The sequence below is a fragment of the Rufibacter immobilis genome (assembly GCF_003721565.1).
Lineage (GTDB): Bacteria > Bacteroidota > Bacteroidia > Cytophagales > Hymenobacteraceae > Nibribacter > Nibribacter immobilis.
In genome coordinates, this window is sequence record NZ_RJJE01000004.1 from 1 (window position 1) to 12,082 (window position 12,082).

9 protein-coding genes are annotated in these 12,082 nt (G+C 50.2%); 3 read left to right on the plus strand and 6 right to left on the minus strand.

Translation table 11 applies throughout. The features are described 5' to 3' along the window. Positions 1-448 precede the first annotated feature (448 nt). Positions 449-1,315 carry a type IV toxin-antitoxin system AbiEi family antitoxin domain-containing protein gene (locus tag EFA69_RS06020; RefSeq protein WP_123132208.1) on the plus strand — a complete coding sequence of 289 codons (867 nt, stop codon included), beginning with the start codon at positions 449-451 and terminating at the stop codon, positions 1,313-1,315. Here the strand turns inward: EFA69_RS06020 and EFA69_RS06025 are convergent. After that, positions 1,302-2,183, minus strand: a complete 882-nt coding sequence (locus EFA69_RS06025) for a nucleotidyl transferase AbiEii/AbiGii toxin family protein (protein ID WP_123132209.1) — start codon at positions 2,181-2,183, stop codon at positions 1,302-1,304. The genes EFA69_RS06020 and EFA69_RS06025 overlap by 14 nt on opposite strands. Before the next feature lie 69 nt (positions 2,184-2,252). Between EFA69_RS06025 and EFA69_RS20685 the strand changes: the two genes are divergently transcribed. Together EFA69_RS20685 and EFA69_RS06035 are read left to right on the plus strand one after the other, a co-directional pair. Next, positions 2,253-2,561 (plus strand): DUF6660 family protein, encoded by a 309-nt coding sequence (locus EFA69_RS20685; RefSeq protein ID WP_123132210.1) that lies wholly within the window; start codon positions 2,253-2,255, stop codon positions 2,559-2,561. A 141-nt stretch (positions 2,562-2,702) separates the two neighbouring features. Further along, positions 2,703-3,443 carry a cation transporter gene (locus EFA69_RS06035; RefSeq protein WP_245964512.1) on the plus strand — a complete coding sequence of 247 codons (741 nt, stop codon included), beginning with the start codon at positions 2,703-2,705 and terminating at the stop codon, positions 3,441-3,443. Positions 3,444-3,515: 72 nt separating this feature from the next. On the opposite strand, the gene EFA69_RS06040 is transcribed toward EFA69_RS06035, so the two are convergent. Genes EFA69_RS06040 through EFA69_RS06060 form a run of 5 tightly spaced genes read right to left on the minus strand, consistent with a single transcriptional unit; the run spans position 3,516 to position 12,016 of the window. Then, complete coding sequence (locus EFA69_RS06040; RefSeq protein WP_123132212.1) at positions 3,516-5,531, minus strand: heavy metal translocating P-type ATPase; 2,016 nt, start codon at positions 5,529-5,531, stop codon at positions 3,516-3,518. Positions 5,532-5,541: 10 nt separating this feature from the next. Next, on the minus strand, positions 5,542-5,916 hold the full coding sequence (locus EFA69_RS06045; protein WP_123132273.1) for a DUF3703 domain-containing protein: 375 nt from the start codon (positions 5,914-5,916) through the stop codon (positions 5,542-5,544). Positions 5,917-5,974: 58 nt separating this feature from the next. After that, a complete protein-coding gene (locus EFA69_RS06050; protein ID WP_123132213.1) occupies positions 5,975-6,391 on the minus strand; it encodes a Fur family transcriptional regulator in 417 nt (138 codons plus the stop codon). Between the two features lie 11 nt (positions 6,392-6,402). After that, positions 6,403-7,605 carry an efflux RND transporter periplasmic adaptor subunit gene (locus tag EFA69_RS06055; RefSeq protein WP_183906704.1) on the minus strand — a complete coding sequence of 401 codons (1,203 nt, stop codon included), beginning with the start codon at positions 7,603-7,605 and terminating at the stop codon, positions 6,403-6,405. A gap of 25 nt (positions 7,606-7,630) precedes the next feature. After that, positions 7,631-12,016 (minus strand): CusA/CzcA family heavy metal efflux RND transporter, encoded by a 4,386-nt coding sequence (locus EFA69_RS06060; RefSeq protein WP_123132215.1) that lies wholly within the window; start codon positions 12,014-12,016, stop codon positions 7,631-7,633. Positions 12,017-12,082: the final 66 nt, after the last annotated feature.

Sequence of the window (12,082 nt, forward strand, 5' to 3'; positions counted from 1 at the left end):
AGTTCCCTCTTTCAATAATTGACAATCGGGATTATAGTATTCCAAGCTATTTTCTATCACCATGCCTTTTAATCATTATTGCTTTCCAAGCAAGAAGAGATTATCCCTACTGATTACCTATAGTATTTATGGTATCTTGACTTTACGGAATAACATCATTAACTTTGCGTAAAGTATATATACTTTACGCATGTGAGTATATATTGTTCCCTTTTTCCCCAACTGTCCATCCATTTTAGTTTATATCTCATATTTTTCACTTGCTTATATCAAATAAAACGTTTAACTTTGCGTATATAAAGTATATATACTTTATATACTCCGTGTCCTTATTGATTGCTTGTCCTTTCCTTCAACATTAGATGGGTACCTATTGCATGTATCCTTCTAAAGGATTAACTTTACGGAAAGTATATATACTTTCCGTCTGACAAACCTTAATCAAGCCATGCCAAGTAAGTCCCGCTTTGTTATTGCTGAAAGTAGTATCAAGTCTTTCTTCAAACAGAATCCACGCAAAGTCTTCTCCCGCGAGCAGCTCAGTGGAATCTTTGAGGAAAGGAAAGCGGCCTGGAACTTACCGGTGACCACCACTGACCTCAGGTTTATTGAGCAACTGCAGAAGAGGGGAATCCTAACCAAGATTGAAATCCTGTTTGACGGATACCTTAACAAGAAGGAGCGGTATATCACTGAGGATGCCAATGAGCTGGAGATAGCGGCCTCTTTGATTAATAGGTCATATCTATCCCATTACACGGCGATGTTTCTTAATGGGTTGACCACTCAGGTGCCTAAAATCATCTATGTTACTTTCGAGCAAAGCAAGAAGCCTGAGGGCAACCGTCAGCTGAAGCAGGAAGCCATTGATGCGGCATTCTCCAAGCCGCAACGCAAAGCGGTCACCGAAGCCGTGTACGGGGATTATTCTTTCCTCATTCTTAATGGCATGCACACCGGGAGAACCGGCATCCATACCGTAGGAAACGTACCAGTAACGAACTTAGAACGCACCCTGATTGACATCACCGTCCGTCCTGGCTACGCCGGAGGAGTTTATTCAGTACTCCAGGCCTACCAAAATGCCCTGTCCGAAATTTCCCTCAATAAGCTGGTTGCCACCTTAGATAACCTCGACTTTATTTATCCTTACCACCAAGCCGTTGGGTTTTACTTGGAACAGTCAGGTTATTCTGGGAAAAAGCTGGAGGAACTTCGTAGCCGGAAGAAAGAGTTCCGATTCTACCTTACCTACGAAATGGAGGAAAAGGATTTCTCGGAGGACTGGCAGCTGTATTACCCTAAGGGAATGTAATCCCTTGGAACGTGTTGACTACGTAGTCAAAGTAGAAATCGAAGCTCTCCAACTCCTCCGAACGGGCCACCGTATCTTTTACGCTTTCCCAGTTATCTTTATGGATGGCTTTGTGATTGGCTATCTCCTGTATAAAAGACAGAGGTACACGCTTGGCCTCGAAAATATTCGCAATCAGTTCTTTGTTTTCCTCGGTGGTCGCATCAATTTCATGCGATTCCATAATCAGGTGAATATCATAAAAGTCGCGTGCCCTGGCGCGGGCGGTACGCGATTTGATAATCTCAGAGTACTGCGGTAATTGCTGGCAAATGGCCCGTAGTTTCTCAAAGACAATCATTTCCGGCGTGTAGACATAAATCGTATAACCGTCCACCTTCGCCTGGGCTTTCTTCGCGACATACTCAAACTTACTGAATTCAAGCTCAAAAGTAGTGGAACGCCCCGCGTTCAAAGGAACAGCGATTCGACGCTGGTGCTCCAAATTGCCCTGGTGGGCGGCGTAGGTTTTCTGGTCCAGCACTTTAAAGGTAACCTGATAGCCTCCCCAGAAATCCGCTACTGCTTCCTTCACTACTTTAGGCCTGGGGAGAAAAGTATAGTCAAAGATGACCAATCCATTTTCTGCGAAGGTCTTCACCAGTGTCCTTTCTATCCGCCTGCTGATGGTTTCCTCCTCCTCTTCAAAATCACCGTGGTCAATGGAGAAGTCCAGGTCATAGGAAGTTCTGGAGATAGAACTGCTGTCATGATACACGATATCAATGGCATTACCGCCTTTTAGAACAATGCTTTCTATTAATTCATCGTCTGAAGCCAAGGCTATGATAGCCAAACGTTTGATTCTGTTGATTAACTCAATATTCATCAGCGAAATATATTTATGCCTAAAGTACGATATAATTACAAACTTTCTTTTAAGCCGTATATTTACATTATGAAATTCTCAGCAATCCTAATGACGATAATTGTTCTGCTGCTTACAGTTGCACCCTGCTGTATAGCTGACATTTTCGCTCAAAGGGAGACTGAAATCTTGTCAAGTAAAGACAAGGCTAAGGATATGGACAAAGAGATTTGTTCACCCTTCTTCAAATGTGCGAATTGTACCGGGTTTAGCATTCCCTCCTTATTGTTCTCATTTAAAATCATCAACAATCAAGCCCCAGGTAAATGCCATATCAAAAATCTTGATTTCTTACCTGACTTTCCAAATGCTATTTGGCAGCCTCCTAAATTAACCTAAGATACATATCACGTAAATTTTTCTGTGGGCCATGGCTATATCCGCTGCCGTGGTCTATACTTTACATGTATTTCTTATAGTCTTATGGTTAGAAAATCAGTATATCAAATAAAGAAAATGGACTGCCCCTCAGAGGAGCAAATGGTGCGCATGAAATTAGATGAGTTTGCTTCCATCCAACAATTGGATTTTGACCTCTCGAACCGGAAGTTAACCGTGTACCATACCGAAGAAACAAACTCCATAACCCAAGCAATCAACCAATTAAATTTAGATTCCAGGGAAGTTGAGACAGAAGAACTAAAGGAATTTACTTCTGAACAAAACGCCTCCCATGAAACTAAAATCCTATGGGCAGTACTGCTTATCAACCTTGTTCTTTTTGTAGTGGAAATGGTAACCGGCATCATTTCTAAATCAATGGGCCTAGTGGCGGATTCGCTTGATATGTTGGCTGATACCCTAGTATATGGTTTAAGTCTTTACGCTATCGGAAGGGCAGCCGCCAAGAAGAAAGCCGTTGCTAAGTTCAGTGGCTTTTTGCAATTGGGACTGGCTGTCTTAGGATTTATAGAGGTTATACGTCGGTTTATAGGAGGTGAAGCTTTGCCTGATTTTAAAATAATGATTGGAATCTCTTTGCTTGCTTTGCTAGGAAACACTGTATCCCTCTATCTATTAAACAAAACTAAAAGCCAAGAGGCACATATACAGGCAAGCTCCATTTTTACCTCCAATGATATTATTATTAATATTGGAGTTATCGCTGCTGCCCTTCTGGTGTATTTTACTGAATCCAGTAAACCTGATTTGATAATAGGGGCAATAGTTTTTGTTATTGTAACAAGGGGTGCTTTCCGAATATTAAAGCTCAGTAAGTAAAAGATTAAGCCTTATCAATTACATTATACAACAGCCTGACTTCCAATTGGGTTAGGCTGCTGTATAATCGGCTTAGAATTTCATCCGCTGAATCCGGATAGCGTTCAATATAGCTAGAAACGCTACCCCAACATCGGCAAATACAGCCTCCCACATGGAAGCTACTCCAAAGGCCCCAAATGCCAACACCAAAGCTTTCACCCCGAAAGCCAGTCCGATGTTCTGCCAGACAACCCGGTTTGTGCTCTTCCCAATATTAATAGCCGTAGCAATTTTAGAGGGTTGGTCGTTCTGAATTACTACATCTGCGGTTTCAATTGCTGCATCAGAACCAAGTCCCCCCATCGCCATACCCACATCGGCCAAAGCGATTACCGGCGCATCATTGATACCATCGCCCACGAAGGCTACATTTCTTCCTTCCTTCTTCAAGGACTCTACCTTGCTTACTTTATCTTCCGGTAACAGTCCCCCATAAGCCTGGTCAATGTTCAGGGCCAGGGCCACTTTCTGCACAATGGTATCCTTATCCCCGGAGAGCATCACTATGTTCCTGATGCCCAGCCCGTGCAGCTGCTCAATGGCCGCCTTGGCATCCTCTTTTATTTTATCCGCAATGGTGATGTAACCAGCATATCGGTTGTTGATAGCCACCAGCACGATACTCTCCACAATAGCATCAACTTCAGCAGGGTACCTTACGTTGAATTTCTTCAGCAACTTACCGTTCCCGACTAAGAGGGCTTTGCCGTCAACTGTCCCTTTTAGGCCGTGGCCGGAAATCTCTTCCACATCCGCTATACTTTTCTGCCGATAGCTGTTCCCGGCATGAGCCACGACGGCTAAAGCAATGGGGTGGGTAGATTTGCTTTCCAAAGCTGCTGTAAGGTCTAGGAACTCAGTTTTGTCCCATTCATTTACCTGTACCTCCTGCACCTGGAATACGCCTTCGGTCAGGGTGCCGGTCTTGTCCATCACCACCGTATCCACCTTGGTCATTAAATCAAGGTAATTGGAGCCTTTAAACAGAATACCGTTCTTGGAAGCAGCTCCGATACCTCCAAAATAACCCAGGGGAATAGAGATAACGAGCGCACATGGGCAGGAAATCACCAGAAAAATCAAAGCCCGGTAAAGCCAGTCATTGAACACGTAATCCGCCACAAAAAAGTACGGGACTATAGTAAGAGCAACAGCCATGAAAACCACCACCGGCGTATAGACTTTGGCAAAGCGGGTAATGAATTGCTGGGTTTTGGCTTTGCGACTACTGGCCTGTTCCACCAATTGCAAAATCTTGGAAAGAGCACTATTCTCGAAGGTAGAAGTCACCTTTAATTGGACAACCTGGTCCAGGTTAATCATGCCGGCCAGCACTTTCTCCCCTTTAGATTTGGTATCCGGTTTGGATTCCCCGGTAAGCGCTGCCGTGTTGAAAGTAGAGCGCTCGGTGAGCAATTCGCCATCCAAGGCTACTTTCTCGCCGGGTTTTATCTCTATGACATCACCGATTTTAACCTGCTGCGGATTAATGGGAGTAACCTGGCCCTGCTGCACCAAGCCAACTATTTCCGGCCGGTTATCTATTAGAGCCTTGATGGATTTACGGGACCTGGCCACGGCTGCTTCCTGGAAATGCTCCCCGATGACATAGAACAGCATCACCGCCACACCCTCGGCATATTCGCCGATATAAAACGCCCCCAGCGTAGCGATTCCCATCAGAAAGAACTCATTGAAAACTTCGCCTCTCCCGATGTTTCTGGCAGCATGTACAAGAACTTTGCCCCCTACCAATAAATACGCGATGCCATAGACTCCTATCCGGATATATTCGGTAAACCAAGCTACTTTGAAATAGTCCAAAGCTATTCCGGTTAAAAGCAGCACCAGACTGATAATGGTAGGGGCATAAGAAGCACCTTCGTGCTCTTCGTGCCCTCCCTGCTCACTGGCTTTGCCGGATGGTACCTCACAGCAGCCTTTCTCATCGGTTTTAGTAGGCCCCGGCTGTTCAGCGGTCCGGGGAGAGGTAATCTCCATTGGCTTTAATGGAGCGCTTAGGGTATTGTCTTCATTTTCTTCCATATCTCTGAGTTTAAAAGTTAGAGTTTGCCTGCCGTATGATAGCCTGCAAATCACTAGGCATGTGCATTGGTTTCAAGGCAGGCACATTAGCCCCTCCGGTGTTTCCGAGAGGCACTTTCCCAGTCCATGACTTTACGCCCCCAACCAGGAGCCGGGGAATCTGCCCTATTATCTCCTTCACATTCCGCGTTTGCATCCCAAACTGGAGCATTTTAAAATGCACAGCAGTATGCTCAGCGGGATAGGGCTGCCCCAGAATATGGGCACGTTCCAAGTGAGACCAGGCTTTTTGGAAGTCCCCCTTTCGCAAGTACCCTTGGTAGGCGTTTAACTCTTGCCGGTAAAAAGGTCGTAGCTTATCCGGCATGTTCCAGTTGAATTTCATAGTAACCTCCTGATTTATAACAAAGGTAAAGCCGAATGCCCTGCAACTGCATTGCACTTTAGCCGCGGCATGTATTGCAGGTTCCTTTCATGACCAGGTTGACTTCCCCGGCGCTGAATCCTTCCGGCAATGCGATGTCAGGAATACGGGACTTCGGCAGGCAGAACGTCTCGCGGCAGCGGGTACAGAAAAAATGTACGTGTAGGTCATGGTGTTCCTGCGGGGAGCAGCCGTCCGGGCAGAGGGCATACTTCACCGCTCCGCTGCCATCGTCTATGCTGTGCACTAGACCTTTCTCCTCAAACGTTTTCAGGGAGCGGTAAAGGGTTATCCGGTCTGCCCGGTGAAAATAAGTTTCCAGGTCGCTCAGGCTGACCGCAGCCGATTGTTTTAAAAGGTAGTCCAGCACCAGTAGCCGCATCGCGGTCGGGCGGATTCCCTTTTGATGCAAAGTTTTATCTAAGTCCTGTAGCATTTATCAAGAGATTAATGGCCTTCCTCTTCCTCGGAGTTCCGCATCTTGGCCAGCAGGGAATAGGCTCCTTTGGTCACAAAGTTTGCATTAGTGGTATCTATACCGGCAGGAAGTGCCACCTGCACGAAGTTCTCTGCCTCAGCGCCCTTTTCAACCGGAACCATGCGGAACTTCTTCATCACCGCTTCGCCTTCCTTCTCCTGACCGGTATAAAGGAAAATGAAGTTCTGCCCGTTATCCTGCACCACGGCTTCGCCCGGAAGCGACAGCACCTTTTGCCCATCCAGCGCTAACTGGGCTTGCACGTACATTCCGGGTACCAGGTCTTTGTCCTCCTCGTCCATGTGGGCATGTACCCGGACTGTTCGCTCCGGGCTAATTTCCTTTCCAATCAGGTAGATGGTGGCCTCGTGTTGCGCTACCGTCTCATTGGGAAGGGAATAACGTACCTTCTGCCCTTTTTTAAGGGAGGCTACATTCTTTTCAAATACCGTCAATTCCACATGCAGATGGTCGGTGTCCGCTATCCGAAACAGCACATCCGTAGGGTTCACGAACTGGCCTACATTGGCATTGATGTAGGTGACATACCCGTCTATGGGAGCATAAATGGGGAGAATGCGCCTGATTTTACCCTCCCGCAGGGAAGACGGGGCAATGCCTATAATCCTGAGCCGCTCGCCCAACGCCTCCACCTGGGACCTGGCGGCTCTGTACTCAGCCGAGGCTTTTTGGTAGGCTTTGGCGGAGGTAACCTGCTCCTGGGACAGTTCCTTCTGCCTTTGGTAGTCCTGCTCCAAAAAGGTGAGGCTGCTCTTTGCCTCCAGGTATTCCTGCTGCAACGTCACGAACTCCGGGTTTTCGATACTGGCGATTTGCTGCCCTTTCCGGACACGCATCCCCTCCAACAGCTCCGTGCTTTTCACATAACCGCCCAGAGGGGCACTCACGGAGGCCATGTTCTGCGGGGGCAGGTCAAGCTTTCCGGTTAAAGTCAGAATATTGCTCAGGTTGCGCATTTGGGGCTTTCCCAAGACGATACCCGCGACACGGTATTGTTCCTGGGTCAGCTCTGCTGCCTGCGGGTCCTCTCCGTGCTGTTCTTCGGCCTGTGCCTCCCCGGTTTTCTGTGCCGGTTCGGATTCGTTCCCGCAAGAGGAGAAAAGCAAAAGACCTAAGAGGGAAAGCAGGTATATACGGTTTATCCTTTTCATGGAATTTCGGTTAAGCCTAAAAAGGCTACTGTTTGTTTTCTGTGATGAATTGTAGTTGAATGACTGCCTGGTCATAGTTATAGAGCGTCTCCAGGTAATTAGTCCGGATACCCAAGGCTCGGTCCAGGTTTAGGAGGTAGTCCCGGTAGTTTATCTCACCGGCCCGGTAAGCCTTGGTGGCTTGGGCAATAATGAGTCGGGCTTGGGGCAGGGCAGTTTGCTCAAAATACCTGACGCTGGCCTGGAATTTAAGGGCCTGCTGTTGGGCTTCCTCCACTTGGGCCTCCAATTCGTTCCGGAGGTGTTGCAGGTTCTGTTGAGCAATCTGGGTCTGTACTTTTGCCGCCTCGATACGTTTTCTCTGCGGCTTTGCCCACAGCGGAATACTCACCCCCACCATCACTTCATGGGGCGCTTCCATGTCCGCTACAATCCCGTCCCCATGGTTGCCGCCTAAAGTTCGGTTGGTATAACCCAGCCTCAGGTCCGGCAGTAGTTTTGCCCGTTCCAGACCGGTCTCTGCCTCCCGCACCGCTACCTGTTGCCGGGCCAGCTGTAACGCTGGATTCTGTTCCACTAGCTGGAGGGTGGCATCTGGTAAAGGCAGCCGGTGAAGTGTTGTGTCAGCCGGGGCCACTAAGCTGTCTGTTACCAGCAAAGCCTGTAGCCGGGCCTGAAATACCGACTGGTCAGCTTTTGCCTGAAACACATTATTCCCTACTTCCGCCAGCTGGGTTTCGGCGGTCACTTTTTCCAGCAGGTTGGTTTCCCCGGTTCTGAGCCGTACCTGGGCGGCGCGGAGAAACTGGGAATACAGGCTATCCTGGTAGGCGAGCAATTGCAACTGGGAAAGCGTGTACACCAACCCGTAGTAATTTAACCTTACCTCGCGAACGATTTCCCGCTGGCGTTGGGACAGGTTTATCTTGCTTACCTCTACCAGTTCTTCCGCCAGTTTCGCCTGCTTGGTAAAAACAGTCGGGAAAGGCAGGGACTGCGTCACGGATACCTCATGGTCATACTGCCCGGATTCCAGCTTCCCGGTGGAAAATTGCAACTGGGTTTTCTCCACCTCATAAGCGGAGCCTTGGAGGCTCTGGCTGCGTCTGATACCCAGCCTCACCGCCTCCACCGATGGGTTCTTTTCCAGTGCCCGGCTCACCGCCTCCTCCAGGGAATAAACTTTAGCTGGCTGCTGCTGGGCCTGTGCGGGGGAGGTACCCACCGCACAGGCAGCTATGCTAAGGATAAATACGGTCAGGGCTGCCGATAGCCCACCACCTTCACGGCTATTCTCCTTCTTTTTCATGATGTAACTTTCAATCAGAATATAAAGGACGGGCAATACCACTAAAGTGAGTAGAGTGGAGGTCACCAGCCCGCCAATCACAACCGTAGCCAATGGCTTCTGGACCTCGGCCCCTGCTGAATTGGAGAGGGCCATGGGAAGAAACCCTAGGGAGGCTACGGTGGCCGTCATCAGCACCGGACGCAAACGCACGGCGGTGCCGTTCAGAACTACCTGTTTCAGGTCCTGTATTCCCTCTTCCTTCCGTTGCCGGTTGAACTCGGCAATCAGCACGATGCCGTTCAGCACGGCTACGCCGAACAGGGCGATAAACCCGACCCCGGCTGAGATGCTGAAGGGCATTCCCCTAAGCCACAACGCGAGCACTCCGCCGATGGCAGACAGCGGGATGGCCGTGAAGATGAGCATTGAATGCCTGACGGAGCCGAAAGTGAAATAGAGCAACAGAAAAATAAGGGCCAGGGCAGCCGGAACGGCCACTGAGAGCCGTTTGTTGGCTTCCTGCAGGTTCTCAAACTGTCCCCCGTAGGTCATGAAATAGCCGGTGGGAAGCTGTACCTGTCGGTCTATTTTCTGCTGTACTTCCTTTACCACGCTGGCAATGTCCCGGCCCCGCACGTTAAAACCCACGATAATGCGCCGTTGGGCGTCTTCGCGCTGAATCTGGTTTGGGCCTTGCCTGTACTCTATGTCGGCGAGCTGCTCCAGCGGGACCTGCACGCCGTTGGGGGCCGTGACATACAGCTGCCGAACGCTGGAAATGTCTTTTCTTTGCTCTTGAGCCAAACGCACCACCAACTCAAAGCGGCGGTCTCCCTCATACACCATCCCCGCACTTTGCCCCGCGAACGCGGCGTTGAGGGCTTGGTTCACCGTCTCCACGTCCAGCCCGAACTTGGCAATCTGGCTGCGGTTAATATCCACCACAATCTGCGGCAGGCCGGAAACTTGCTCCAGGTACAGGTCCTCGGCCCCCTCCACGGTAGCCACTACCATGCCCACCTCCTTTGAAAGCCGCGTCAGCTGCTCCAGGTCCTCCCCGAATATCTTGATGCCCACATCCTGGCGTACCCCGGAGATTAATTCATTGGACCGAAGCTGGATGGGCTGCGAAACCCCGAAGGTAACCCCGGGGATAGTTTCCAGGGCTTCCGTCATTTTTTCGGCCAACTCCTCCCGCGTGTCGGCACTGGTCCATTCGCCTTTGTCCTTTAGGAGAATGGTGACATCGGCGGATTCCATGGGCATCGGGTCGGTGGGAATCTCGGCTGCCCCGATTTTGCTGATGACCTCCTCCACCTCCGGAAACCGCTCCTGGAGAATCTTTGAGGCGAGGGACACTTTCTCTATGGTTTCCGAAAGGGAGCTACCGGTCAGAAGCCTGGTCTCCAGGGCAAAATCGCCCTCTTCCAGGGTGGGGATGAACTCACTGCCCATGCGGGAGAAAATCACCAGGCTAAGACTGAAAAACACCACGGCAGCGATGATAACCACCGCTTTCAGCCTCAAAGCGCCCTTTATGAGCGGGCTGTACATCCGCTGGAAGAAGTCCATCATCCGGTCAGAGATATTCCGTCTGTGGACCGTGTTCTTGCTCAGCAGCAGGGCGGACATCATTGGTACGTAGGTGAGCGAGAGCAGGAAAGCACCCAGGATGGCGAAAGAAACGGTCAAGGCCATCGGGCGGAACATCTTGCCCTCTATGCCCACCAAAACGAGAATGGGCAGGTACACAATCAAGATGATGATTTCCCCGAAGGCGGCGGAGGTCCTGATTTTGCGGGCTGAGTCGTACACCTCTTCGTTCATCTGCGCTTGGGTCAGGCGGCCACCGCCCCGCAATACCAGATGGTGCATGGTCGCCTCCACTATGATGACCGCTCCGTCCACGATAAGGCCGAAGTCGATGGCCCCCAGACTCATCAGGTTGCCGGACACGCCAAAGAGGTTCATCATGATGATGGCGAAGAGCATGGCCAGCGGAATGACGGAGGCCACCACCAACCCTGCCCGGAGATTGCCCAGGAAAAGCACCAGCACGAAAATGACAATCAGCGCACCTTCTATCAGGTTGGTAGTGACGGTGTCCATGGCCCGGCCTATCAAATCGCTCCGGTCCAGGAAAACTTCTATTTCCACGCCCTCAGGCAGCGATTGCCGTATTTGGTCCATTCGCGATTTCACCCGCTCCACTACCTGGTTGGTGTTCTCTCCTTTGAGCAGCATCACGATACCGCCTACCGCTTCCCCTTTTATGTTGGTGAGCGCACCGTAACGGTTAGCGCTCCCGAACCGGACCTCGGCAATATCGTCGATGAGCACCGGCGTGCCGTTGGAGGTGCTGCTGACCACTACTTTCTTTATCTCATCCAGGCTTTCAATCAGGCCCTCGCTCCGGACAAAGTAGGCATTCGGCTTTTTATCGATGTAAGCCCCCCCGGTGTTTCCGTTGTTTCGCTCCAGGGCTTCCAGCACATCCGTAATGCTCAGGCTGTGGGCTTTCAACCTGTCCGGGTCAAGGGCCACCTCGTACTGCTTCAAAAACCCGCCGAAGCTGTTCACCTCCGCCACGCCGGGCGTACCGAGCAGTTGCCGCCGCACTATCCAATCCTGAATGGAGCGCAGCTCCATGGCGGAATATTTTTTCTCGTAGCCAGGCTTCGGGTGCACCACGTACTGGTAGATTTCCCCCAGTCCGGTGGAGATGGGGGACATTTCGGGCCGCCCCACCCCTGGCGGGATTTGGCTGCTGGCCTCCGCCAGCCGCTCGCTTACCTGCTGGCGCGCCCAGTAGATATCAACATTCTCTTTGAAAACGATAGTCACCACCGAGAGACCGAAACGGGAGATGGAGCGGACCTCATCTACTTCGGAAATGGTGGCCATGGTCTGTTCCACTGGGTAACTGATAAGCCGCTCTACCTCCTGGGCCGCAAGTGAGGGGCTGGTGGTGATAACCTGTACTTGGTTATTGGTAATGTCAGGCACGGCATCAATAGGAAGCCGCGTAAGGGAATAGACACCCCAGATAACAAGCCCTAAGGTGAAAATTCCAATAATTAGCTTGTTGTAAATTGAAAAATGGATAATGCGGTCAAGCATAATGATATTCTTTAATCAAAATTTTGGAATTCTCCTGCCAACCGGAACTGATACCCATAAACAGGC